The following is a 26,492-nucleotide window of genomic DNA, read 5'->3' as shown; positions in this document are numbered from 1 at the left end:
TATTTAACAGAGAGAAGGCTTAAAATTCTGAAAGGACGTAGCAATGGGTAAATTTTCAAGAAAACTTCAAAAATTATACGATACAGCACCAGTACAAGAAACCGCTGTTTTAGTTTCGGTAATTCGCCAAACTGACACCGATATTGTTGTAGAGGAGCATTTGGATGAATTGGCTTTTTTGACAGAAACACTAGGTGTCAAAGCAGTCTACCGATTCACCCAGAAAATGGAGAAGCCTGATATCAGGACTTTTGTAGGGAAAGGGAAGCTGGAGGAAATCCAGTCTTATGTAGAGCACTTTGGAGTGGACATGGTCATTTTCGATGATGATCTATCTCCATCTCAAATGAAAAATCTGGAAAATGAGCTGAAAGTCAAGGTTTACGATCGATCCTTGCTCATTTTGGATATATTCCTCAATCGAGCACAAACAGCACAAGCCAAAACCCAGGTAGAATTGGCTCGCTTCCAATATTTATTGCCTCGATTGACTAGAATGTGGACTCACTTGGAAAGACAGCGAGGGGGAACCTCCACAAGGGGTGGTGCCGGTGAAAAGGAAATCGAAACGGATAAGCGAGACATCCGAAATAAGATCACTCTACTAAAGCAAAAGCTGAGAGAAATCGAAAAACAGGGTGAAACCCAGCGGAAAGGCAGAAAGGGAATTGTCAGAGTTGCGTTGGTTGGTTATACCAACGTAGGCAAGAGTACTTTGATGAACTTGATCACCAAAACGGATATTCTTGCGGAGAACAAATTGTTTGCAACCGTAGATTCGACAGTTCGAAAAGTGGTTTTGGAAAACATTCCATTCCTTCTTTCAGACACCGTTGGTTTTATCAGAAAGCTACCTACTCACTTAATAGAGTCTTTTAAATCCACATTGGATGAAATTCGTGAAGCTGATTTGTTGGTTCATGTAGTAGATATCTCCCATCCAAGTTTTGAAGATCACTTTGCTGTTGTAGACCAAACACTGAGAGAAATTAAAGCTGGAGATAAGCCCGTTTTGTTAGTTTTCAACAAGATTGACTTGGTGGAAACAATGCCTTCAGAGGAGAAGATCATGGAAATGACTGAAATGGAATTGGAAGAGGCTGACTTCAAAGATTTTGATGCGCTTTCAGAAGCCTATGAAAAGAAAACCGGAATCAAGCCGGTATTCATGGCTGCGGGATCAGGAGTCAATGTAGAGGAGTTTAGAGAAAGGCTAGTTCAGGAGGTTAAAAAGCAACATTTGAAGATTTATCCACATTATCTACATGATGAAACTTTCGTTTTCGAAGAAAAAGAAGAAGAATAGATTTTAAACAATTTAGTTTTATACTATACGAAAAAGCCCTGAAAATTTAAATTCAGGGCTTTTTTATAATTAACTATTCCACATCTGTGAGTTTTATTTATTTTCAGTCCAAAATTCATTTTCAAATAAAATCTAAATGGAAAAACTCCTTAAGGCCCCAACAGCAGCTATTTTCATCTACCTTTTTTCATCATTTATCCTTTAGACTTTTAATCTTACCGATGATCTTTTTTTTAACTCACTAATAAAAGTCTTAGGAATAGTGATGTATGGAATATATCCTTTAAGTATTGGATATGTTTTAACAGATTATCTTCCAAAAAAATTAGAAATCAAAACAGGCTTTTTTGTCTTCAATTGGTTCTATTGGATCGCTCTTTTTTCATTAGTGACCATCCTTTTCGATGGTAAGGAAGTTACATTCAATGGACCCCTGGCCATCCCGGTATTCTATTTATTTTTTGCGGTTGTTTATGTATTCCTCTTTGCGATGAGGGTTTTAAAAACTGTACAATCCAAAAGAAAAGCTTCATTTGGAGAAAGTATAGGAATGGCTAGTTTAATCTTTTTTTGGCCTATTGGACTTTGGATGATTCACTCTGATGTCAAGAGAATCATGGACACTCAAGTTTCGAATTCTGACTTGGCAAATGTTTCAGAATAGATGGCAAAGAAAATAGTCAATTTTATGCACATTGATTATACTATGTAAAGAAAACCTTGATTTCTTTACATAGTCTTTTATGTTTGTAAAGAATAATCAATTTTCATTACAAAGCATTGTCCTGGAAATTATCACCATTGCCGTATTCAAGTGATGTAGAAACCAAGTACATCCTAAAACAATTGCCATCAGCTCATGCAGCATTGGCAGAGCTAAAGGTAATCGTACAATCTATTCCGAATCAGATTATTTTATTGAATACCCTAGGAATCCAAGAAGCCAAAGACAGCTCCTCCGTAGAAAACATAATTACTACACATGACGCGCTGTACAAAGCCAATCTTGAATTTGAAGTAAACATTTCCCCAGATATCAAGGAAGTTCAAAACTATGTCATCGCCATGAAAAAGGGCTATGAACTTATTCAAGAACAAGAATTGCTAACAAATCAGACGATTTTAAAGATTCAAGAAACTCTTGAGGGGAATAATGCCGGGTTCCGAAAACTTCCCGGCACAGCATTGAAAAATGCGCAAAAAGGAGAAACAATTTACACTCCACCACAAGACCCAAATGAAATAATAGGCTTGATGGACAATTTGGAGCAATTTATCAATGATCCTAAAATGAGTGATTATGATCCACTTGTCAAAATGGCAATCATCCATTTTCAGTTTGAAAGCATTCACCCTTTTTATGATGGAAATGGGAGAACTGGCCGAATCCTAAATATCCTCTACTTGATCACACAGGGACTGCAAAAACTACCAATTCTATATTTAAGTAGTCATGTAATCCGAAACAAACAGGAATATTACAGACTTCTTCAAGATGTTCGGGAGATAGGAGATTGGGAAGGGTGGATAAGTTTTATGATCAAAGGTGTGGAAAATACGGCCCGAGAAACCATTGAACTTATCGAAGAGCTAAAAATTCTAATGACTGAAATGAAAAACAGGCTCAGAGACAAATATAAATTCTATTCTCAGGAACTACTAAACAATCTATTTACACATCCCTATACAAAAATTGAATTCCTTGTTAAAGATCTAGGAGTATCCCGAATAACTGCTGCAAATTACCTCAATCAACTGGCAGCTGATGGTATCCTAAGAAAAGAGCATCTAGGAACAGGAAACTATTATGTAAATGAAGGACTTTATAAACTTCTAAGCAGCTGATAAAGTATTCAAAGAATTATCATAAATGGAAAAAGCCCTGAAAATAATTCAGGGCTTTTGTCTATAACAGAGTTTATTGTTTTAAAACCTCATACTTACTCCCAACAGGAAATTGGTTCCTGCCTGAGGATAATAATAGTTTTCGGTAATCAAGTCTTTGCCAGCATTTCCAGGAACGAAATAGCTGAATGTGTACCCATTAGGCTCGTACATTTCATTGAAAATATTATTGACCAACAAATTGATCTCTAGATTTTTGAAATACCTCGGTTGAGCGGTATAGCTGATTCGAAGATCATTGGTGAAGAAAGCATCCAGCGCTCTTCCATCATTGGAAGTATTGTCCAAAAACTGCTGTCCAACATATTTACTCATCCAATTGACAGAAAGACTTTTAATTGGCTTAAACTCAATCATGGCAGATCCTACCACATTTGGTGAAAAAGCTATATCCGAGTCTTTATAAGTAATCGCCTCTTGCTTAAATTCATCTGTGCTGTAGTCATCTATATACTCAGTGAACTCAGCAATTTTATTCTGGCTGAAGGCAATATTTCCACCGAAAGTCCAAGAAGGAGATAGCTGATATGCACCATCCAATTCGATTCCAGCTCGATAAGAAGAAGCGACATTTTCGCGGATATAAGCACCTACATCATTGATTTGGCCGGTTAGGATCAACTGGTCCTTGTAATCCATGTAATAGAAATTAGCATTGTAGCTAAAATTCCCGGATCGCGCTCGTACACCGGCTTCAATGTTATTCAACCTTTCCGGTCTCGGCACTTCAGTAATCGGGTTATCCGTAAAGTCAGATCTGGTTGGCTCACGATTGGCTACCGCATAACTTGCATAATAGGTTCGACTTCCTTTTTCATAAGACAGTCCAAACTTGGGATTGAAGAAGGTATAATTCTGCTGACCATCTACTACTCTTTGGTCATCATTTACGCCATAGAAACTGTAATTAATCCCTCTCACCTGCAAGTCCCCAAAAAGATTCAAGCCATCTTTCAATTCGTAAGTCGCTTTTGCATAGATATTTCTATCATCTTTTACGGCATTGTTGTCGTAATAGCGATCACGGATTTGAGTTCCTCCAGCTATTCTTGCCCAGATAATTTCTCCAAAGTGGTCACCATCATATCGATTGGCTCCTCCACCTAAGACTACATCCCAAGCCCCATTGTCAGAGACATAATTCACAGACCCAACAAAACCGTAAAAATCATTATCCAACCATCTTCTACGAATAATGTCTGTACTTTCTATCGTTTCTCCATTGATAGTCACAGGAGGTAATCCATAACTGGCGAAATCATCATCTTCACGGTATTGTTCATAATAACCACGTCCATAAGTATAATGCAGTGCCAAATTGGTTTTCCAATTGGAACCGATTTTTCCGGTATAAATCATTTGGTAATGATCCTGTTGGTAATTATCGGTTTCATTATCATAGGTATAATAGTTCCAGGTTCTATCATCTTCCAATTTGGATTCCGGCAAACCCCACCAGGACTGATAGGTCTGTTCTTTCCCAGAGAAAACATTCACTTTGATCACGTGATTTTCACCAAAATAACCTCCTGAAAGAAAATAAGATTTCAAGTCGGAATAGGCTCTGTCCACGTAGCCATCTGAATTGATTTTGGACAATCTAGCATCAAAAGCAAATCGATTATTCAACAATCCTGTTCCTGCTTTTACAGTGTGTTTCCAAGTATTGAATGATCCAAAACTATTATCGACTTGTGCATAAGCCTCTTCCTTGTGGGTATCGGTCTGGAAATTCAAACTAGCTCCAAAAGTAGCCGCACCATTTGTGGAAGTTCCAACGCCTCTTTGAATTTGAACGTTATCTACGGAGCTGGCAAAATCTGGCATATTCACGAAGAAAATCCCGTGAGATTCTGCGTCATTTAATGGAATACCATTGACAGTAGCATTGATACGAGTTTGATCCGTACCTCTAATTCTCATCCCGGTATAACCTACACCGGCTCCAGCGTCTGAATGAGTTACGACTGATGGTGTAAAATTCAATAATATCGGAATATCCTGTCCCAAATTCCGCTCCGCGATATCCTCTTTTCCAATGGTTTTGAAAGTGGTAGGAGTACTTTCTGAAGCCCTAGTGGCAGAAACAATAAATTCCTCACTAAGGAAATCCTTACTATTCAATTTGATTTCCAAAGAACCTGAAAAAGGTATGGAAACAGGTTGTCTATGAGTTTCAAATCCAAGAAATGAAATTCTCAAATCGACGAAACCATTAGGCAATTTACTCAAGGTAAAATCACCATCCCGGTCCGAAATTGCCCCTCTACCGACATTTTCAGCCCAAATAGATGCTCCTTCCAATGGTTCACCAGTCTGGGAATCAATTACTTTACCGACAAGACTGGATTGAGCCCAAGCAGATAGGCTTAGCAACAATGCAGCTAAAGCCAATACAAAATTTTTCATGTGTAAAATCCCTTTCGGGTTTTGAGTTAAACATTGGAAAACTTAGGGGAAGTCTTCCGTGATTGTTTACCCGGTTCCAAAGCAAAAAACATAGTGGCAAACGGTACCAAAAGCTTCACTATCTATTTTACTCTGTTTGTTCATCTCCCTTCGCCGGCACTACCCGGATCAGGTAATATGGGTATGATCTCAGCCCGTGATTTTAGGGCACCCCTTATGATCTAATGACAAAGGTAGGAGTGAAAAGTTTGATTGCAAGCCATCAAGTGGGATTTTATCTATTCCAAAATTTTATCAGAAAAAACAAAGGCCAATCCTTAAGGAATGGCCTTATTAATCAAAAAAACAGATGATTTTAATAATCATCATCATCAAACTCTTCATCATCTCCCTGCCCCATATCAAACATGGAGCTGAATAGGTCTTTAAATTGCAATCCCGTATCCAGCATTCTTTTACTCAATTGAGAATATTCGGCCAACCCGTGAAGCGCAAACTCCATAAAAAACTCTTTTTCATTCTCGGGAATCATACCTACCAGCTGAGTGACAACCTCTTCCAATCCAGGAACGGAATGTAAAAGAGTCTTGTATTCTTTATCTGAAAGAGAAGCTACCAGATCTAAAACATTTCCCTCCCCAAACCAAGATAAAGGAATTACATAGGGATTTCCTTCCTTCGCTTTTTTCTTTTCTTCAGGTGAAGGAAAGTAGTTTACAAATTGAGATCTAATTGCTTTTCCAATTAAATTGTATGCAACGAGACCTGCGCCTTCTTGTTCACCTTCGTAAACCAATTCTACTTTTCCGGTGATAGCTGGAATCACGCCAATCAGATCAGCAATCCGAACAATTGTATTTTCTTCACCATTCGAATAAAGTCTTCTTTCAGCAGCTGAAACTAGATTTTCATAAGCAGAAATTGTCAATCTTGCCGAAACACCACTCTTTTCATCCACATATTCGGAATGCCTTGCTTCGATAGCAATTTGCTCAATCAAATCTTTCATCAATTCGGGGATAAAAATCTTATCCACAGGTTTTCCTTTCAAATTGGCTTCCTGAGCTGTAATCCTTTTACCTATCTCAATAGACTTTGGATAATGGGTAATGATCTGGCTTTCGATACGGTCTTTTAGGGGAGTTACGATACTTCCTCGGTTAGTATAATCTTCAGGATTGGCTGTAAACACGAACTGGATATCTAGAGGAAGTCTCAATTTGAATCCACGAATCTGAATATCTCCTTCCTGCAAAATATTGAAAAGGGCCACCTGGATTCTTGCCTGTAAATCCGGCAATTCATTGATCACAAAAATAGATCTATTGGATCGGGGAACGAGACCATAATGAATTACCCGCTCATCATTGTAACTCAGTTTCAATGTAGCGGCCTTAATCGGGTCCACATCTCCAATCAAATCAGCAACCGACACATCAGGAGTCGCCAACTTCTCAGTATAGCGATCTTCGCGATGCCACCAGATAATAGGAGTGTCATCACCTCTCTCTTCAATCAGACTTTTGGCAAATGAAGATAAAGGTGCGAGTGGATCATCATTCAATTCCGACCCAAATACAACCGGAACATACTCATCCAAAAGATGAGTCATCATCCTTGCAATCCTGGTTTTTGCCTGACCTCTTAATCCTAGCAAATTGATATTATGGCGAGATAATATGGCTCTTTCGATATCCGGAATTACTGTGTCTTCATAGCCCCAAATTCCTTCAAAGACATTTTCTTTTCGCTTGATCTTTAGGATCAAATTATCGCGAAGTTCTTCTTTGATTGATTTGGGTTGATATCCTGAAGCCTTTAATTGGCCGAGCGTTTTGATTTGGCTGAGTTCTTTTCCAGTTAGTTTTTGGTAGTCCATGCTGATTAAAAGCGTTTGGTTCTGTTTCTTCTAAAATCTTCAAAAATAAGGTCGCCTAATCCTTTTAGGCTACTGTAATAAGCGTTTCCATTGTTTACTTTGGTGAATTCTTTGACAAATTCCTTCAAGTAAGGGTCTGAAGCAATCATAAAGGTGGTTACCGGAATTTTCAACTTACGGCACTGAGCCGCCAGCTTTAATGTCCGATTTAAGATCTTGCTATCGATCCCGAATGCATTCTTATAATATTTGATTCCAACTTTTAGGCAAGTAGGCTTGCCATCTGTAATCATAAAGATCTGCTTATTGGGATTTTTCCTTCTTCTCAACAAATCCATCGCCAGTTCCAATCCGGCAACAGTATTCGTGTGATAAGGCCCAACTTGGAGATAGGGTAAATCTTTGATTTCAATTTGCCAGGCATCATTACCAAAAACAATGATATCCAAGGTGTCTTTCGGATAACGAGTCTTTATGAGTTCAGCCAAAGCCATCGCTACCTTCTTAGCTGGAGTGATTCTATCCTCTCCATACAATATCATGGAATGGGAAATATCAATCATCAAAACGGTGGAAGTCTGGGATTTGTATTCATTTTCCACAATCTCCAAATCGTCCTCTGTCAGCAAATAATCTCCTCCAAAACCATGGTTCACCTGGGCATTTCTCAAAGAGTCTGTCAAGGCAATTTGATCCAAATTGTCACCAAATTGATAGGATCGACGATCAGTTCCACGCTCTTCTCCTTGCCCAGAATGTGTGGTTTTATGTTGGCCTGATTTCCCTCTTTTTAGTTTTCCAAAAATTTCCTCCAGAGCGGATTTCCGAATAGACTGCTCTGCTTTTCCAGTGATTTTAAATTCTCCTTTTTGATTTTCCTCCGTCAGATAGCCTTTTGACTTAAGATCTTCTATGAAATCTCCGATTCCATAGTTGGGGTTAGTCAAATTGTAGCGCTTATCCAGATTACTCAGCCAGCTCAAAGCCTCAGCAGCATCTCCTCCGGTCATTGTGACCAGCTGAAGAAAGATATTGAGAAGGTTCTCAAAGGTATTTTTCTCAGGATCTTGAGGTGGAACAAATTGAGTAAAGCGGAAACCCTTCATAATGAGATTTTTGAATCAAGATTAAAGACACAAGAATTTGGTCATTGTTATTTTAAAATAGGCTGGAATCAATTGAAATCCAATTTTATTCTATTTACGACTTGGATAACAATCAGAAGGCTTTTGGAGTTTAACTAAGTAAGGAAAATCTCCAAAAAGATGAAGAATTATCTCCAAGTTGTAGGGATAGTGACTGGTATTTTGATTGTTTTTGTCACTTTGATTCAATTTGAGGTAGCCATGCCTCTGATTTGGATGATTTCCATTTCCTGCCCGGTACTGATGATTTGGATGGTTTATACAGTTTTGAAAGCTCCGGTTTCAATTGAAGAGACATTTGAAGAGCAGTGGTATCAAGACCTAAAAAATTCCTCATTTAACAAATAATTTTTCTCCAACTGTTCTAAGAAAAATATATTTTTCAGGAATCAACTGTTCAAATTTTCCAATTAAAAACATCTTTATTCCACTAAAAAAATGGGGGAAAATATAGCCAGGGATTCCATGATTGTCGGTGTTCTATTATTTTTTCTATTGGGAATTTTTCAGCCCTTTAAACTTGAGGCTCAAACCAAAAGCTCTAATTCCGAGATAGATTTTGGGATATGGGCAAATGAGTTTGAAAAATCAGAATCATTTGATTCATTGGGGTTCAAAGATTATTATGCTCATGTTCAAGTATTGGACTCCGCTCAATTCGATGAATTAATTTTTGAAGTAAAAAAATTAATTGACGCGAAAAAACATAAAGCGAAAATCAACTTTCTCTTTTTTGAAATTCAGGCTTTAATGTCAAAATTTCCTTATCAAAAATTTGATCAGATTGTAAACATTCTGAACGAAATGGTTTTGGAGGCTTATGAATCTCAAGACGAACTTTTAATAGGTAACACTTATAGAAAATTCGGCTGGGTAATGGTCCACTTTCAGAGATATGATTTAGCGTCACCATTTTCACTAAGAGGGGTTCAAATTATAGAAAAGGCTCAACCCCAAAGCCTTGAGCCTTTTGATTTCTTGATGCTTGGGGGACTTCTTTATGAGTCAAGAAACTATCTTGATGCTATTTCCTATTCTAAAAAAGGGCTAATTGGTCCTAATGTTCAGGAGCCAAAAGATCAGATTATTTACAATACAATAGGTCAAAGTTTTGAAAGGTTAAATCAATTTGACTCCGCCAAATATTATTATACTCTCAGTGATCAATTCTCCGATTTAATTGATCAAAAGATTTGGAAAACAATTAACCTTCAAAATATTGGTGAAATGGAATTTCATCAAAATAACTTGGAGGAAGCAAAAAATACTTTTCATTCAGTTTTTGACAATGGTCTCGAAAGTACCCCTGAGATTGCAGCAAAATCCATGATTTGGCAAGCAAAAATCAGTTTGTTAGAAAATGACTTCGAAAATGCATTGAACTATCTGAATATCTCCCAATCTATGCTTTTAAGTTTCGATTACAGAAGGCTTCAAATCGAATATTTTTTGGAAGATTGCTATTTCACCAAATTAGAAGCATTTGAAAAACTAGGAATTGTGGATAGTTCCTCCTATTACTTCCGAAAGTACTTATCCCTTCATGATTCCCTTGTTCATTTGGCATCATTAGCTGATTTGTCTGTTGTGCAGATGCGAATCGACCATGCAGAGAAGACTTATAATTTAGGGATACTGCAGATTGAAAAAAAAGAAGCTGAGCAACGTAGGAATGCAATAATTGCCGCCATTTTAGTTTTTTCAGCTATAGGATTCACCTATTTCAATTGGCAAAAAAAGAGGCTTCAATACAAAAATAAGATCGCTATTTTGGAAAATAAAGCCAAAGAAACGGAGATCAAAACTGTCAAAAATCAACTGAAAAGCTTCACCAATCAATTGTTAGAAAAGGCCAAACTTTTGGAAGAGTTAGAAAATGAATTGGATTCTAAAAATGAGGCAGAGTTACACTCTGAATACCTGGCAAAACTCAATTCATCCCGAATCCTCACAGATAAAGACTGGAGCGAATTCAAATTGTTGTTTGAAAAAGTATATCCAGGGTTCTTTACTTCTATCAAAGAAAAATACCATTCAATCACTCCTGCAGAGATGCGAATTGCAGCACTTATCCGATTACAATTTTCGGCAAAAGAAATGGCAGATATCCTTGGAGTCTCAGTTGACAGTGCCCATAAAACCCGCCAAAGGCTCCGTCAAAGATTGGAGCTTTCTTCAGACATTAACCTCGAAGAATTTATTTCAAATTTTTAAAAAACCTCTCATTCCAGCACTTCACAGGCCTTTATAACAAAGTGGGCATAGGTTTGTCCACTTTTTGTCCGGTCCCAAACTAATTGTTATACCTTCTCTTTTCTCAAATTTAGGCTTCAACCAAAGCCCATCTCTATGAGAAAAGTTTACTTATTTTTCATACTATCATTTTTCCTTCTGGGAGGGAATAAAGTACAGGCACAATCTGCTTTAGAATCACTAGCCGATTTACAGGAAGCCATAGCTCAATTAGCACAAATTGCGCTTACGAATACTAGCGTTACTTCTGTGGATTTAACACTTAATGGTGTAGAGGGAGTATCCCATGAAGTTTCAGTTATTTCTTCGGATGGTACTTCCAGAAAGGTTTTGGTAACCAATGACCCAAATGACATAGACCAAGTCTCTATACAATATATCCTTGATGGAGCAACTCAAACAGGCGTAATTAGCCGTATCTACGGTGAATTTAAATTGGTCGTTGTTCCATGGACAGGGACTTTGATTTTTGTTTACAATTGCGATGTTTCAGCCGAATTCGATCCATCCCAGGGACAATATTATTGGGAAGACAATGATGAAGATGGATACATTTTGGAAAGTGACCCAATCTTTGGCTGTACAAAACCACCAGGATTTATTTCCGAAGGAGAAATTTTGGGGATTGATTGTGATGATAGTACAAATACTATCACCACAGAATGCTGTCCTCCGATTGAAAACATTACTTACAATAATACTGAAATTGAATTAATAGATGGTCAAGCATTTTGGACTATTGAAGGTTGTGGCACAAGTGATCTAGGCTATGTAACAGGCTTAGCTTATTACACGGGTTATGTTCCGAAATCCATTAGCATTTCCGATTTTGAAGAGTTGGTAGGTTCTTTCGATGGGGTTGATGGTTGTATAAGTTCTGTGGGATATAAAGACGAGTTGATTCCCAACTCCAGTGGATCTTCTGATGTCCATAGAACTTTTAGTGTTCGAAATAGATATTATGGAAGAGGAGAACCCAATACCGAATTGAAGTTGATAATTTCAATAGTTGATAATACAGGACCCATTCCAGCTTTAGAAACACTTCCAGATCTGAAGGCACAATGCAGCCTGATTCTTTCAGGAAACCCTCCACGAGCTTTTGATTGCGGTAATCAAATTGATGGTGTTTTAGCATCTGGACAAACTGAATTTACCGAACAGGGAATTTATACCTTGACTTGGAAGTATACGGATGGAAGGGGAAATAAAACAACACAGGAGCAAAAAGTAATAATTGATGATACCACTCCACCTGTACCAGATAGCCAAAGTCTTCCGGATTTAGTTGGTGAATGTGAAGTACAAATAGCCGATACGCCAACAGCAACAGATACTTGTGTAGGAAGCATCACAGGTGAAACAACTGATTACCTTTATTATACGGAACAGGGAGAACACTGGATCACCTGGGTATTTGATGATGGGAACGGCAACAAAACTTACCAAGATCAAAAAGTAATTATCAAGGATACAACGGCTCCGGTTCCAGATTTGGAAACGCTACCTGATTTGACCGGGGAATGTTCTGTAGAAATCACAACCAAACCAACTGCTACTGATAACTGTGAGGGTCGAATAGAGGGATATGCCGATTCAATGATCTTTAGTAAGCAAGGTGAATTTACTGTCACATGGTCCTTCGATGATGGAAACGGAAACGTTTCTACTCAATATCAAAAAGTAATCATCAAGGATGTAACTCCTCCTATGTTGTCACTTAAACCAATAGAAGTACGCCTCGATGATACGGGTAATGCCAACATAACCATTGACGATGTTAACAATGGAACAGAAGACAATTGTTCCTCCTTTGAAGACTTGGTTTTTGAAATATCTCAGACGGAATTCAATTGTTCTGACCTAGGTGAAGTGACAATTGAAGTCAAAGCAACTGACTTGGAAGGTAACACCAGCGATCCTATGCATGTAATTGTTACCATTTTGGAGCCTCTCAATCCTTTGGATACTGAGATTCAATCTTCTATCCCAAAAAATACTAATGAGAATGTGGTGGTTTTCTCAAATGCACCCGCTTCTTTGGGACTCCCAAGCCAAACAACTCTTACAGCCGGAAGCATACCTGGTACTTATACTGGTCTTTCTTTCAAATGGTATGTTGATTTGAATGAATCTGGTGCCTTTGAATTAATGGATGGTGAAACAAATCCAATGTTGGAGGTGATTTCTTCAGGTGACTTTGTGGCTATTTACAAAGTGGTTGTAACAAGTGATTCTGGCTGTATCGCTGAGGACTTGGTCAAGGTAGTCTCTGTAGAAGCATCCTGTGACAAAGGGGGTGAAGATAAAGTTCAGGTTTGTCATGTCATTGGAGGAGATTGGAATAAGCGAAAAACCATCTGCGTGAATGCAAATGCTGTGGATGCTCTACTCGCAAACAGCCCAGGATCATTCTTGGGAAGCTGCAGTGTTACCTACAGATTGGAAAATGAACCTGAGTTGGTGGTCGTTCCTTGGAATTCTTCAATTCAAGAGATTGAAAGAAAAATCAATGAACAAGCAGCCAATTGGTTTGCCCAGAAAAGACTGAAGTTCACCATTTCAGCATCAGGTTTTGATCCTATCAAATCAGGTATTTATGAATTTGAAGTGAATCTTGACGGAACCGAAGGATTCTCTTTGGAAGAAATAATCAAAATACCAGTTCAGGTATCTCAAAAAACTGCTCCAATTGCTATTGAAGTAAGCAATTCATCCATACCTAATCAACCGAAGACAGGTGAAACTCTCGCCTCTCTCTCTACGATTGATCCAGTGGATGATATCCATACTTATAACATAGATTCCAATCCAAACTTGACAATCCAAGGGGACCAACTTATCTGGATGGGATCTGGTACACCTCCTGCACAGATGGAGATTGCTATCTCTAGTACGGATAGGGCAGGTCAAACTATTAGTAAATCCATCACTCTTTATAGAGAACTCTTACCAAACGACTTTTTCATCTATCCTAATCCAGCAAAATCTGAGACGACGGTAGTGGTCCAGCTTGAAGGAAGTGCAACTGTTAGCATTTTACTATTTGATGCGTCGGGCAAATTAATTTTGACTGAAACAGCTGTTCATGAAAAGACCTTTGAGCAGAGGATCAACTTAGATGGACTGGCACCAGGAATTTTCTATGTACAAGTCAAGGTTGGCATCTTTGTCATGACCAAGCGACTTGTCAAAATGTAGGAAATACCCTCCTGACTTTTAATTTAAAAGCTGCTCGATAATAATCGGGCGGCTTTTTTAATTGAAATGGACTTTAAGAAATTTGTTATGATGTATTCAAGCTTTCCCGGAAGAGAGATTACCAAACCATAAAAAAGGAGATAAATAAAGGCTGAAAATTGAATCATAGTCCAGATAAAATTTCTTCAGAAACAAATAATTAGGGTTTAACCCTTTAGTTAAATTAAGCTTTTTCATGCGTTTCACTAAACCATTTGGCTTTTTTTAGATTCCTTTAAGAAAATGCAAGAGCTTATCTTTACCTCATGATCTCCCCCGAAAAAAATGCCCACATCCTTAAATCCATCGCTGAGCGATTGGGCTTTCAGGCTTGCGGCATTGCAAAGGCTGGTTTTTTGGAGGAGGAAGCTCCTCGCTTGGAAAACTGGTTGAACCAGAACTATCAGGGGGAAATGGGCTACTTGGCCAAACATTTTGACAAACGGCTCGACCCAACTAAGCTAGTTCCTGGGGCAAAAACAGTGGTTTCTCTGATTTATAACTATTACCCGGAAAACAAACTTCCGGAAGATCCCGACTCCATCAAATTGGCAAAATATGCCTATGGGGAGGATTATCATTTTGTCATCAAAGACAAGCTCAAAACCTTTCTAGAAATCATCCAAGAAGAGATCGGAGAGGTAGACGGACGAGCTTTTGTAGATTCGGCTCCAGTCATGGAGCGGCAATGGGCCCAAAAATCCGGATTAGGATGGCTTGGGAAAAACAGTTTGCTACTCAATCGAAAGATGGGGAGTTTTTTCTTTTTGGCGGAACTGATTATTGACCTAGAAGCTCAACCAGATACTCCACTTTCCAAAGACTATTGTGGTACATGCACAGCCTGTGTGGATGCCTGTCCGACCGATGCGATTGCCCAGGCGGGAGTAGTGGATGGATCCCGTTGTATTTCCTACCTGACTATTGAGCTGAAAGATGCCATCCCCAGTGAATTCCAAGGCAAAATGGAAAATTGGGCTTTTGGCTGTGATATTTGTCAGGACGTTTGTCCTTGGAACCGCTTTTCAAAACCCCACATTGAAACCCGATTTCTACCTCATCCGGAATTAAAAGGTTTTTCAAAGGCTGATTGGATTGAAATGACTGAGGAGACTTTCAGGAAAGTTTTCAAAAAATCCCCTGTTAAGCGAACAAAATTTGCCGGATTGCGGAGAAATATCGAATTTCTTCATTCAAACGATTAGTTTTTCCTATGTGTGCAAAAAAGAATTCAAGCATCAAGCAATTCCAAAAACTCTTTGGGATCAAGAAAAAAAAGAAACCAGCACATAAAATAGGACTTCCTCCAGGCTCTTTAATTTATACAGGAGACAAAAAACAGGAGAAGGTCACCATCACCTTGATTTCCTATGATAATCAAAACCTACACGAGGAAATTGTAGAATTTTCAAATCTCAAAGACCATCCAATGTTACTAAGGAATGTGATTTGGGTGGATATCGTAGGATTGCACGATGCCAATTTATTAGAGGAGCTTGGGAAATTTTTCGGTATTCATAAATTGACCTTGGAGGACATAGTCAGCACAGACCAAAGACCAAAATTGGAGGTTTTTGAGGACTACTTGTTTGCCACTCTGAAGATGATCCAATGTCCTAGTCCAGAATCTCCCATAGATGAGGAACAAATAAGTTTTATCCTGAAAAAGAATATTCTGTTTACTTTCCAGGAGAAAAAAGGGGACGTTTTTCAGTTTGTTAGAGTAAGGTTATCAGACCCCAAAAGACCGATCCGCCAGCGGGGCGCTGATTATTTGCTGTATGCATTGCTCGATGCGGTCATTGACAATTATTTTATTGTTTTGGAAAATGTCGGAGAGCGGATAGAAGATCTCGAGTCTCAAGCAATGATTAACCCGGGAAATGATGTTCTAAATTCCCTTTATGCTCAAAGAAGAGAAATAATGGACTTAAGAAGGTCAATTTATCCACTTCGTGAGGTGGTCGGTTCTTTTACTAAATATGCCGAACACCAAATCTCGGATGAAGTGAAGCCCTTTATTCGTGATTTATATGAAAATACCATTCAGGTTGTGGAAACAATGGAAATTTTCAGAGATATGGCCTCAGGAGTCTTGGATCTTTACATGAATATCATATCCAATCGAATGAACAATGTAATGAAGGTCCTTACCATCATTTCAACCATCTTCATTCCTTTGAGCTTTGTGGCTGGAGTCTATGGGATGAACTTTGACAATATGCCCGAACTCCACTGGAAATTTGGATATTTTTATGTGTTAGGAGGAATGGGTATATCCGTTGTGGGGATGTTGATTTTCTTCAGGTTTAAGAAGTGGCTTTAAATATTAGTTATATCCGATTTACTCACTACCTTAATTTCTCTTGTTTTTATAATAGCTAGATAACCGATAATCGAATTTTGCAAGGTTTGGTTTCCAATGCTTCAATTTGGACATTTATAAATTATACTGACAAGATTGAGGAAAAATGAAAAGCTTTAGAAGATCTAAAGCCTTTCTAATATGATTTATTGAAACTTGAGAATCACTTTTTTGTCTCCATTTTTCAACAAAAGCTCCCCTTCAGAATATTCATAATATCGAACTGACTTCAAGGTCTCCAAAAATTTATTTTCAAAAGGAGAATCTTGACAAGCCATTCTGGTAGCACCCATTTCTCCGAATCGAAGGACATTCTTTTTGTCGATCTCATAGGGACCAAAAATCCTGTTACAGCCACCGCTTCCTGTTACTTCTTTATCTCTGGAGTCAAAAACCAAATGGGCATCTTTCTCAGATCCGGAAGTTTGAACAGGGATACCAGAAATTTCTACTAAAGTCCATTGCTTTCCTTCCCATTTAGCATCGGGAAAAGATTTGGAACTACAGGAAAATACAAAAAGAAGGGCTGATAGATAAAGTAAATTTTTCATGTTTGGTTTAGTTTCTTTGCCTTATTTAGACAGAAATCAAGCCAAAAGTCACACTTTTTATCTCCAGAAGCCCCTATTAAAAAGCTTTCAAACTGATATCCACGCTGTTAACAGAGTGTGTCAAGGCTCCCATGGAAATAAAATCTACGCCACACTCAGCTACGTCTGATAAGGTTTCCTCAGTAATCCCTCCAGATGCTTCCGTTTGGATTCTTCCATCAATCATTGCTACTGCTTCACGCATGGTTTGATAATCCATATTATCCAGCATGATATAATCAACACCTCCCACTTCCAAGACTTCTCTTACCTCAGCAAGATTTCTTGTCTCCACTTCGATTTTCAATTCAAGATGATGAGATTTAAGATATTCATGAGTCCTCTCGATCGCTTGACGAATTCCACCTGCAAAATCCACATGGTTGTCTTTGAGCATTACCATATCATACAAAGCAAAGCGGTGATTAACACCTCCACCGATATGTACAGCCCATTTTTCCATAATTCGGAAATTTGGAGTTGTCTTTCGGGTATCCATCAATCTAGCTTTAGTATGCAGGATTTTTTGAGTCAGGCGATGAGTCAAGGTTGCGATCCCGCTCATTCGCTGCATGCAATTCAAAACCAAACGCTCTGCAGAAAGTATGGAAGCGGAAGGTCCTTTAACTATCAATCCAATGTCACCGAATTTTACTTCGTCACCATCTTTCTTCAAGAGTTCCACTTCCAATCTTGGATCATAAGCTTTGAAAATCTTTTCCGCCATCTCCACACCAGCCAAAATACCATCTCCCTTGATCAAAAGTCTCGCTTTTCCAGTCTTATCTTCTGGAATCGCAGCTAGGGAAGAATAGTCCCCAGGACCAATATCTTCGGCAAATGCTGACTGAATAAAATTTTGGATAGCTTGATCTGTTAAATAGGAGGGCTTCATGCCGCAAAAATAGGCATATTGACTTGGATGGGTGCCTTATTTCCGAAAATTGATTACGCTTTTACGAATTCCAAGCTGTAAACCTTCATTTGGGAGCCCTGTTGATTGGCTTTAATAAAGACTTTATAACTTCCGCCACCACTTGCGTATTCCCCAATATAGGAACTTGTACTTGGATTATTTTCACTTTTGAAAACCAAAGAAAAGCCCATAGGAGGATTCTTTTTGAAAAAATCTTTCAGCACCAACTCAGCCTGACTTCTGGAATAATCCCCTTGTTGTCCACTGATATTCAGAGAAATACTAGAATCAAAATATCGAGCCAACTCAGAGCTAGAACCACTATCAATGGCCAAGACAACAGGATCGATGGACTTTTCCATTGTAGGAATTTCCACAGGTACTGCAATCCAAAGTAGAAAGGATAATATGAGTTGGTTTAGAAGCATTAACCCTCATTTGGCAAATACTAAGCCAAAATCAATGATCGGAAATTCATTTTTAGGAATTATTCTTGCTCAACCAAATGAACTACCCATATGAATTTTGGGGTTAGAATGGATAGAAAAATAATATATTTGCCACATGGAAAAGAAAGTACTTTTAATGATTCTCGATGGTTGGGGGATTGCAACCAACCCTGCAGTTTCTGCCATCGACAAAGCCAAGACTCCATTTGTAGATAGCCTATATACCAAGTACCCTCATGCAAAACTGGAGGCATCTGGTTTGGCGGTAGGTCTACCGGCCGGTCAAATGGGAAATTCTGAAGTGGGGCACATGAATATTGGTGCCGGACGAATTGTTTATCAGGATTTAGTGAAAATCAATCAAGCAGTTGCCAACGGAGAACTGAATGAGCATCCGGTTTTAAAGGAAGCTTTTGCAAAAGTGAAAGCCAACGGAAAAAAGGCTCACTTTATCGGGTTGGTTTCTGATGGTGGGGTTCATGCTCACATTAATCATTTGAAAGGTCTTTGTGATGCAGCCAAATTCAATGGATTGGATCAAGCCTTTATTCATGCATTCACCGATGGTCGTGATACTGACCCTAAAGGCGGTATTAAATATTTGGAGGATCTTCAATCCTATCTTGAAAACTCCACAGGCCAAATCGCCTCTGTTGTAGGTAGATATTATGCCATGGACCGTGATAATAGATGGGAAAGAGTGAAGTTGGCTTATGATGCCATGGTCAAAGGAGAAGGAGAAAAGTCGAAAGATATTCTAGCTTCAATCAAGAAATCCTACGATAACAATGTTACTGACGAATTTATCCGCCCAATCATCCATGTGGGCGCGGATAATCAGCCTTTGGCTAAAATCGAGGAAGGTGACTTAGTAATCTGTTTCAACTTTAGAACAGATCGGGGAAGAGAAATCACTCAGGTATTGACTCAGCGTGATTTTGAGGATTACCATATGAAAAAACTGGATTTGGACTACATCACTTTCACTAACTATGATGAGACTTTCCAGAATGTCAAAGTGCTTTTTGAAAAAGACAACTTGAACAATACCCTTGGTCAGGTCTTGGAAAGTGCAGGCAAAAAACAAATTAGAATTGCCGAAACCGAGAAATATCCACACGTTACCTTTTTCTTCTCCGGTGGACGTGAAAAAGAATTCGAAGGTGAAAGTAGAATCTTGTGCCCTTCTCCAAAAGTGGCAACTTATGATCTGAAGCCAGAGATGAGTGCTTATGAAATCGCTTCTAAAATCAATTCAGAATTGAAGAAGAAAAGTGCAGATTTCATTTGTCTAAACTTTGCAAATGCCGACATGGTAGGTCATACGGGAGATTTTGATGCCGCTGTAAAAGCTTGTGAAGCTGTGGACGAATGTGCCAACAGCGTAATCACTACTGCTTTGGATAATGAGTATACCATCATTGTAATAGCTGATCACGGAAACAGTGACATGATGATCAATGAAGATGGTACTCCAAACACGGCTCATACAACGAATTTGGTTCCATTCATTATGGTCGATAATAAAGATCAGATTCAAGTAAATGATGGAAAATTAGGAGATTTGGCACCGACGATTTTGAAACTAATGGGAATTGAAAAGCCTGCTGAAATGACAGGTGATATCTTGATCAAAGAATGAAGATAAAATTAGTAGCAGTTTTATTTCTTCTCATTGGAGTCCTAAGTTCCTGTACGAACATTTCTGGAGAATCATCTGGAAAAATGGATGTACTTCCTTACTATGATCTGAAAGGATTTGTAGAAAAGGAAATCCCAAAATTGGATGGCAAAACAGTTACATTAACCTCCAGAGTCAATGGAGTCCAAGAATTCTCTGAGAAAACATTCACAGCTGATCAATGGAAGGATGAATTTGGAGCTTTCTTTGAAGCTGACATCAACAAGCCCTCAATGATTGATTCTTACACCACAGAATTACAAAAAGATATTTTGATTCATCGTGCAAAACCTGGTGCTAAGACAACTATCAAAGAAATTATGGTGAGAATTGTGGATGACAAACCGATCTGGATCACCTTCAAAGGGTCAAGCGAAAGTATGTTTTATACTTCATTTATAAATGGAGGAATCTACATGAACAACAGAGAAGATAGAATTGACCATTATGAAATTGAAAGCACACAAAAGATCTGGTTTCTCAAGCCAAATAATATGAAAATTCAAGGTGCTGTAAGATAAAAAAAGGCCTCAGATTAATTTCTGAGGCCATTTTTATTCCAATTTATCGATTGAAAAGAGGAGGCCTTTTTGCCTGCCAATCTGTATTTTTTTGAAGATAATTACCCAACAAAACCAGTTTGTCTTCTTCAAATAGATTACCCAATAAAGTTATTGAGGTAGGGCTTCCATTATCATTAAATCCATTTGGCATACACAAAGCTGGGTGTCCAGTCAAATTAGTAATCTGAAGCTGCGGCCCACCAAAAGAAGGAGTTACTACTACATCATACTCTTTCATCAACTCGTGCATCTCTTGAATCAAAAGAGTCCTTTGCCGACTAAGGTTTACATATTCTACAGCAGGAATAAATCGAGCAGCTCTAAACAAATTTGGCCATGCATTTTTGTGCTGTGCTACCAGCTGATCATCCCAGCCCAAGCGAGTTAGATCATCAAAAGCTGCTGCTCCTTCTACCATCAACATCATCACAATTGGACCAGGCTGAACAGATGTCTTCAACTCCAAAGGATGCAATTCTATTCCAAGGTTTCGTAATTCATCCAAAACTCTTTTATCATTTTCAGAAGTTCGTTCTGTCTCAAAAAATGGTTTGAAATAGCCTACTTTCAATTTTTTGGGATCCAGGTTAGCGTCATAATTAAATGCCGCTGCAATGGAACTTGCATCTTTTTCATCTTTACCATTGATCACAGATAGGACGATTCCATTATCCAAGGCAGATCTGGAAATTGGACCAATTTTATCCATGGACCAACTCAAAGCCATGGCTCCATGCTTACTTACACGACCGTATGTAGGTCTAAGTCCCGTCACTCCATTTCGAGTAGAAGGAGAGACAATAGACCCCAAAGTCTCTGTTCCGATGGCAAAAGGCACCAATCCGGCACTCACCGCAGAAGCGGATCCTGCAGAAGAGCCACTAGAACCTTGTTTTAGATTCCAAGGATTCTTAGTCACACCACCATACCACACATCTCCCATTGCCAAAGCTCCCAAAGTGAATTTTCCAACCAAAACAGCACCGGCATCATTTAATTTGTTTACAATTTCTGCTGTTTCATTGATTTGTTGATTTTTATATGGTTCTGCTCCCCAAGTAGTTTTTGTCCCTTTTACAGCTAGCAAATCCTTGATGCCATAAGGAATTCCATGCAAGGGTCCTCGGTATTTTCCAGCAGCCAATTCTGCATCCATTTCTCGGGCTTTTTCCAATGCTGAACCTTCCATCAATGTGATCAAACACTGGAGCGTATCAGAATGAGCCTTGATCCGGTCCAAATAAATCTTTGTCAATCGTTCACTGCTGAGTCTTTTACTCTTTATCAATACTGCCAGTTGATGGATAGGGGTATAAGCTATATCCACATCTGAAGAAGGCAGCTGAACAACCTCATCAAATCCCCAATTCAAAGGTTCTTGCTCTGTGTTAGGATTAAAACCTTTTGGAAGAGGGTTAAAAACTAAAGAAGGGGCGATAGAATTATCTAGTTCAACCTCTCTGGAATTCTCAATATTATTGAGTTGATTTTTCAGGGTATTGATCATGCTGTCTTTTTCAGCTGGAGAAAAAGTCAGTCCAATCAAATCGGAGGCACCATCAATGGATTGAGGAGTAATTTCTCCCGCGATTTTTCCAAATGTGAAGCCCAAAGCCAAACAAGATGCAACTCCAAGTGCGATAAAGGAGGCTGAACGTAGGCGGTTTTTTCTTTCCATAGTTTAGTTTTGTATTATGTATTAACAAACACCTGACTAAGGTGTTTAATTAGCAGTTTAAAATCAAACCACCCATGGATCAAAAATCACCCTTTCCCATTTTCCACATGCATTTTAGAGGCATGCTTTTACTTGCAGGCATGTATACTATTGCTTGGTCGGCTTTTTTTAAGTGGTTTGGTCCGGCTTTGATGGAATGGTTTGCAATGGGTACAGGAAATATAGATGGGCTTCCAACCAATTGGTATGGCTCTATAGGATTGATTTTCGGATTTTTAATTTTTATTTCAGCATTTTATCCTGTGAGTTGGGTGTATTTGATTATTGCTGGAATAGGGGGAAAAATCATTCTTGCGAGTTGGTTTGCATTGGGCTTTTTACCCGACCTTACTTGGAACAAAAGGACGGCCTTCCATTTGATTTTCAATGAAATTTTCTGGTTGATTCCATTGACAATTGTTTTTCTAAGAGCCCTTCAAGTAAAATCTTACTTGGAAAAAAATGAAATCGATGAAAACTGATAGCTTTTCTAATTCAACTTCGGAATGGAGATTTCCACCTTTAACAAAAATCTATTTGATAAATACAACATGGATTGTGACTTAGGTCTTGTCCCAGCCAACCTATCATTTACCAACCGATGCAATCAGGAAATTTAGAAAAGTAAAAAATTAAGGGGCCGAAGCCCCTCCTTAATTTATTAAAGGATCAAGATCAATATCAAAAGAATGATAATAATCGCACCAACAGATAGGTAAATACCTTTTCCGCCTTCACGAGCAACTGCTTTCATTTCTTTCAACTCTTCTCGAATTTCCTTTCTTTCATCTTTTGTCATATTGGCGAAATCCATTGCTTTGATTTCATCCAATCTTGCTTTCATCTCATCTACTTGGGCTTGCTCTTCTTCCGTCAGCTTTGCCTCTTTCTTATCATTGTTCTTTGAATCTTTGTTCAAAGGCTCTGCTTGTAACATCTGAACAGACATCATCAGGGCGAAAATCATTAAAAGTTTTTTCATAGAAGTTAATGGTTATGTGAATGTTCCTTTAAAATGCTCAACTTTTTCCTTTTGATCAATAAAATACCATAAAAAATACGTTTTCAGTCTAATAATGATTATTGCAATATCATGCTCCAATTATTTATTGAAACTAATTGTCAATTTATCTAAGGATAACCTAAACATTCAGACAGGGCAATATCCTCTTTCCAAGGGTATTTTTGTACCTTGGTTGGCTAAATAACAGGCCTTTTTTCATCCGAAAAAAAAGAACATGTCTCAAAGTCAACCTCATAAATTATTTCTTCTAGACGCCATGGCCCTGATTTACCGGGCTCATTTTGCATTTAGTAAAAACCCCAGAATAAACTCCAAAGGACTGAACACAGGCGTCATGCTCGGGTTTACCAATACCCTTATGGAGGTTTTGACCAAGGAAAAGCCAAGTCATATTGCAGTAGCATTCGACTTACCTGGACCAACTTTCAGACATGAGCAGTTTGAGGCCTACAAAGCCAATCGTCAAGAGCAGCCCGAGGATATTACAGTTTCCATTCCCTGGGTAAAAGAAATAGTCAAAGCTTTTAATATCCCTCTATTGGAAATGCAGGGATTTGAAGCTGATGACATTATCGGTACAATTGCCAAAAAAGCCGAAAAGGAATCCTATACTGTCTACATGATGACACCAGATAAGGATTATGGTCAGATTGTGGATGATCATATTTTCCTTTACAAGCCCGCTTTTATGGGAAATGGCGTAGACATCATGGGGCCCAAAGAAGTTTGTGCCAAGTGGGATATTGAGCATGTAGATCAGGTCCGTGATATTTTGGGACTGATGGGGGATGCTGTGGATAACATCCCTGGAATCCCAGGAATTGGAGCAAAAACAGCAACCAAGCTATTGAAACAGTTCGGAACAATTGAGGAACTGGTCAAAAACACAGACCAACTCAAAGGAAAGCAAAAGGAAAATGTGGAAAACTTTGCAGAACAAGGATTGCTTTCAAAAGAATTGGCCACAATCAAAATTGATGTCCCAATCGACTTTGTGGATGATGAACTCCGCTATGATGGGTTTGATGAAGAGAAGCTCAAAGCAATATTTACGGAGCTGGAATTCAGAACCCTTTCCAACAGAATTTTCAAAACAGAAGGAAAAAAAGCTGTCATACAAAAGAACGAGCAATTGGGTCTTTTTGGAGAAGCTCCAAGTGCTACTTCAGCTCCTGAAATTGAATTTGAAGAAGAAACAGTAAATACTTCAGCCCCAATTATTCCGCAAACCATTGACAGCAATCTCCACAATTATCATAAAGTCAAAGGTTCGGAAGCCATCAAAGAATTGATGGAATATTTGATGATCCAAAAGGCTGTTTGCTTTGATACTGAAACTACCTCTGTCAATGCAATGGAAGCTGAATTGGTGGGATTGTCTTTTGCCTATCTGACCGGTGAGGCCTATTACATTCCTTGCCCGGCGGATTCGCAGGAAACCCAGGAAATATTGGGGTTACTGCGACCATTTTTTGAAGATGAATCGATTTTGAAAATCGGCCAAAACATCAAATACGATCTTCTGGTGTTGAAAAATTATGATATCAATGTCAAAGGTGGACTATACGATACCATGTTGGCTCATTATCTTATCGAGCCCGAGGGAAAGCATGGTATGGACTGGCTGGCAGAGCATTACCTCAATTACAAGCCTGTTTCCATCACAGAATTGATAGGAAAGAAAGGCAAAAATCAAGGCAATATGCGCGATGTCGATGAGGATGAAGTAACAGCCTATGCCTCTGAAGATGCCGATATTACTTTACAACTGAAGGAGAAATTCGATCCAATTCTAAAAGAAAACGAACTGGAGAAACTCTTCAATGAGGTCGAAAATCCGTTGATTCCTGTATTGACTGAAATGGAGTTTGAAGGAGTGAAAATCGATACGGCGAGTTTGGCCGAGCTCTCCAAAGCTTTGGAATCCGAGAGTCTTGAAATTGAAAAGCGGGTCTATGAAATAGCAGGAGTCAAATTCAATCTGGCTTCTCCCAAACAGCTTGGAGATGTATTGTTCGAAAAACTAAAACTAGATCCGAAAGCCAAAAAGACCAAAACGGGTCAATACGCTACAGGAGAAGAGATTTTGAGCAAATTAGCCAATGAGCACGAGATTGCTCGAGCTATTTTGGATTATAGACAAATGGTCAAGTTGAAATCAACTTATGTGGATGCCCTGCCGACTATGATCAATTCCAAAACAGGAAGAATCCATACAACCTACAACCAATTTGTGGCTGCCACAGGTCGACTTTCTTCCATCAATCCAAATCTTCAAAATATTCCGATCAGAACAGAAAGGGGGCGTGAAATTAGAAAAGCTTTTGTCCCAAGGGATGAAAATCACGTGCTTTTGGCAGCGGATTATTCCCAGATTGAACTCCGAATCATGGCAGCATTCTCAGGGGATGAATCCATGATCGAAGCGTTCAAAAATGGACGTGATATTCACGCCACGACTGCGGCGAAGATTTTCCAAGTACCTCTTGATGAAGTCACTTCTGATATGAGAAGAAAAGCCAAAACTGCCAATTTTGGGATCATTTATGGGATTTCAGCCTTTGGCCTTTCCCAAAGACTTTCTATTTCCAGAACGGAAGCAAAGGAAATCATAGATGCATATTTCAAAGAATTTCCAGCCGTGAAGGAATACATGGACGGAGCAATTGAAAAGGCCAGAAAAGACGAATATGTAGAAACTATTTTGGGCAGAAGAAGATACTTGAGAGATATCAACAGTCGCAATATGACCATGCGTGGATTTGCAGAACGAAACGCTATCAATGCGCCTATTCAAGGTTCTGCAGCCGATCTGATCAAAGTTGCCATGATTCACGTGCATGACTGGATGAAAAAGGAAAAGCTCAAATCTAAAATGATTCTTCAAGTACATGATGAATTGGTTTTTGATGCACATAAAGACGAGGTCGATATTCTCAAGAAAAATGTACCTGGCTTAATGTCCAACGCTATCAAAATGGCTGTGCCAGTGGAAGTGGAGGTAGGAATAGGAAATGATTGGTTGGAAGCGCACTAAAGAGACTCAAGAT

20 protein-coding genes and 1 riboswitch are annotated in these 26,492 nt (G+C 38.7%); of the genes, 12 read left to right on the top strand and 8 right to left on the bottom strand.

What is annotated here, in order from left to right; translation table 11 throughout:
• The first annotated feature begins 43 nt into the window (after positions 1–43).
• From hflX to O0V13_RS02730, 3 genes are all read left to right on the top strand, one after another.
• A complete protein-coding gene (gene hflX, locus O0V13_RS02740) occupies positions 44–1,306 on the top strand; it encodes a GTPase HflX (RefSeq protein ID WP_268033456.1) in 1,263 nt (420 codons plus the stop codon).
• 265 nt (positions 1,307–1,571) lie between these two features.
• Positions 1,572–1,970 (top strand): hypothetical protein, encoded by a 399-nt coding sequence (locus tag O0V13_RS02735; RefSeq protein WP_268033455.1) that lies wholly within the window; start codon positions 1,572–1,574, stop codon positions 1,968–1,970.
• 116 nt (positions 1,971–2,086) lie between these two features.
• Positions 2,087–3,151: a Fic family protein gene (locus O0V13_RS02730; protein ID WP_268033454.1), complete on the top strand. Its 1,065-nt coding sequence runs from the start codon at positions 2,087–2,089 to the stop codon at positions 3,149–3,151.
• An 81-nt stretch (positions 3,152–3,232) separates the two neighbouring features.
• Here O0V13_RS02730 and O0V13_RS02725 read toward each other — a convergent pair whose 3' ends face one another.
• The 3 genes from O0V13_RS02725 to O0V13_RS02715 all read right to left on the bottom strand — a co-directional run bounded on the left by O0V13_RS02725 (position 3,233) and on the right by O0V13_RS02715 (position 8,605).
• The gene (locus O0V13_RS02725; protein ID WP_268033453.1) at positions 3,233–5,620 is read right to left on the bottom strand and encodes a TonB-dependent receptor; all 2,388 of its coding nucleotides are present in this window, start codon (positions 5,618–5,620) and stop codon (positions 3,233–3,235) included.
• A 128-nt stretch (positions 5,621–5,748) separates the two neighbouring features.
• A riboswitch (TPP riboswitch) is annotated at positions 5,749–5,845 on the bottom strand.
• 130 nt (positions 5,846–5,975) lie between these two features.
• The gene (locus O0V13_RS02720) at positions 5,976–7,499 is read right to left on the bottom strand and encodes a magnesium chelatase (RefSeq protein ID WP_268033452.1); all 1,524 of its coding nucleotides are present in this window, start codon (positions 7,497–7,499) and stop codon (positions 5,976–5,978) included.
• A 5-nt stretch (positions 7,500–7,504) separates the two neighbouring features.
• The gene (locus O0V13_RS02715) at positions 7,505–8,605 is read right to left on the bottom strand and encodes a vWA domain-containing protein (protein WP_268033451.1); all 1,101 of its coding nucleotides are present in this window, start codon (positions 8,603–8,605) and stop codon (positions 7,505–7,507) included.
• 159 nt (positions 8,606–8,764) lie between these two features.
• On the opposite strand from O0V13_RS02715, the gene O0V13_RS02710 reads away from it, so the two are divergent.
• The 5 genes from O0V13_RS02710 to corA all read left to right on the top strand — a co-directional run bounded on the left by O0V13_RS02710 (position 8,765) and on the right by corA (position 16,463).
• Positions 8,765–8,992, top strand: a complete 228-nt coding sequence (locus O0V13_RS02710) for a hypothetical protein (protein ID WP_268033450.1) — start codon at positions 8,765–8,767, stop codon at positions 8,990–8,992.
• A gap of 90 nt (positions 8,993–9,082) precedes the next feature.
• The gene (locus O0V13_RS02705) at positions 9,083–10,858 is read left to right on the top strand and encodes a tetratricopeptide repeat protein (RefSeq protein WP_268033449.1); all 1,776 of its coding nucleotides are present in this window, start codon (positions 9,083–9,085) and stop codon (positions 10,856–10,858) included.
• A 135-nt stretch (positions 10,859–10,993) separates the two neighbouring features.
• Complete coding sequence (locus O0V13_RS02700; RefSeq protein ID WP_268033448.1) at positions 10,994–14,098, top strand: T9SS type A sorting domain-containing protein; 3,105 nt, start codon at positions 10,994–10,996, stop codon at positions 14,096–14,098.
• A gap of 305 nt (positions 14,099–14,403) precedes the next feature.
• On the top strand, positions 14,404–15,342 hold the full coding sequence (gene queG, locus O0V13_RS02695) for a tRNA epoxyqueuosine(34) reductase QueG (protein ID WP_268033447.1): 939 nt from the start codon (positions 14,404–14,406) through the stop codon (positions 15,340–15,342).
• An 8-nt stretch (positions 15,343–15,350) separates the two neighbouring features.
• Positions 15,351–16,463 carry a magnesium/cobalt transporter CorA gene (gene corA / locus O0V13_RS02690; protein ID WP_268033446.1) on the top strand — a complete coding sequence of 371 codons (1,113 nt, stop codon included), beginning with the start codon at positions 15,351–15,353 and terminating at the stop codon, positions 16,461–16,463.
• Positions 16,464–16,648: 185 nt separating this feature from the next.
• Here the strand turns inward: corA and O0V13_RS02685 are convergent, their stop codons facing one another.
• The 3 genes from O0V13_RS02685 to O0V13_RS02675 all read right to left on the bottom strand — a co-directional run bounded on the left by O0V13_RS02685 (position 16,649) and on the right by O0V13_RS02675 (position 18,370).
• Positions 16,649–17,053, bottom strand: a complete 405-nt coding sequence (locus O0V13_RS02685) for an META domain-containing protein (RefSeq protein WP_268033445.1) — start codon at positions 17,051–17,053, stop codon at positions 16,649–16,651.
• A gap of 76 nt (positions 17,054–17,129) precedes the next feature.
• Positions 17,130–17,987, bottom strand: coding sequence for a carboxylating nicotinate-nucleotide diphosphorylase (nadC, locus tag O0V13_RS02680; RefSeq protein WP_268033444.1), 858 nt, complete (start codon positions 17,985–17,987; stop codon positions 17,130–17,132).
• 53 nt (positions 17,988–18,040) lie between these two features.
• Entirely contained in the window at positions 18,041–18,370 is a 330-nt protein-coding gene (locus O0V13_RS02675) for a DUF4783 domain-containing protein (protein WP_268033443.1), read from the bottom strand.
• Between the two features lie 202 nt (positions 18,371–18,572).
• Between O0V13_RS02675 and gpmI the strand changes: the two genes are divergently transcribed.
• Both gpmI and O0V13_RS02665 read left to right on the top strand, forming a co-directional pair.
• Positions 18,573–20,099 carry a 2,3-bisphosphoglycerate-independent phosphoglycerate mutase gene (gene gpmI / locus O0V13_RS02670; protein WP_268033442.1) on the top strand — a complete coding sequence of 509 codons (1,527 nt, stop codon included), beginning with the start codon at positions 18,573–18,575 and terminating at the stop codon, positions 20,097–20,099.
• Positions 20,096–20,659 (top strand): hypothetical protein, encoded by a 564-nt coding sequence (locus tag O0V13_RS02665; RefSeq protein ID WP_268033441.1) that lies wholly within the window; start codon positions 20,096–20,098, stop codon positions 20,657–20,659. The genes gpmI and O0V13_RS02665 overlap by 4 nt, the downstream gene beginning before the upstream one ends.
• Before the next feature lie 43 nt (positions 20,660–20,702).
• On the opposite strand, the gene O0V13_RS02660 is transcribed toward O0V13_RS02665, so the two are convergent.
• The gene (locus O0V13_RS02660; protein ID WP_268033440.1) at positions 20,703–22,379 is read right to left on the bottom strand and encodes an amidase; all 1,677 of its coding nucleotides are present in this window, start codon (positions 22,377–22,379) and stop codon (positions 20,703–20,705) included.
• A gap of 74 nt (positions 22,380–22,453) precedes the next feature.
• On the opposite strand from O0V13_RS02660, the gene O0V13_RS02655 reads away from it, so the two are divergent.
• On the top strand, positions 22,454–22,900 hold the full coding sequence (locus O0V13_RS02655) for a hypothetical protein (protein ID WP_268033439.1): 447 nt from the start codon (positions 22,454–22,456) through the stop codon (positions 22,898–22,900).
• Between the two features lie 179 nt (positions 22,901–23,079).
• Here the strand turns inward: O0V13_RS02655 and O0V13_RS02650 are convergent, their stop codons facing one another.
• A complete protein-coding gene (locus tag O0V13_RS02650; protein ID WP_268033438.1) occupies positions 23,080–23,400 on the bottom strand; it encodes a hypothetical protein in 321 nt (106 codons plus the stop codon).
• 256 nt (positions 23,401–23,656) lie between these two features.
• Here O0V13_RS02650 and polA point away from each other — a divergent pair, with 256 nt between their 5' ends.
• Positions 23,657–26,479, top strand: a complete 2,823-nt coding sequence (polA, locus tag O0V13_RS02645; protein WP_268033437.1) for a DNA polymerase I — start codon at positions 23,657–23,659, stop codon at positions 26,477–26,479.
• Positions 26,480–26,492 lie beyond the last annotated feature (13 nt).

It is taken from the genome of Algoriphagus sp. PAP.12, assembly GCF_026652115.1.
Taxonomy (GTDB): domain Bacteria; phylum Bacteroidota; class Bacteroidia; order Cytophagales; family Cyclobacteriaceae; genus Algoriphagus.
The sequence above is the reverse complement of the archived record's forward strand: the minus strand, read 5'-3'. Positions and strand labels throughout refer to the sequence as shown.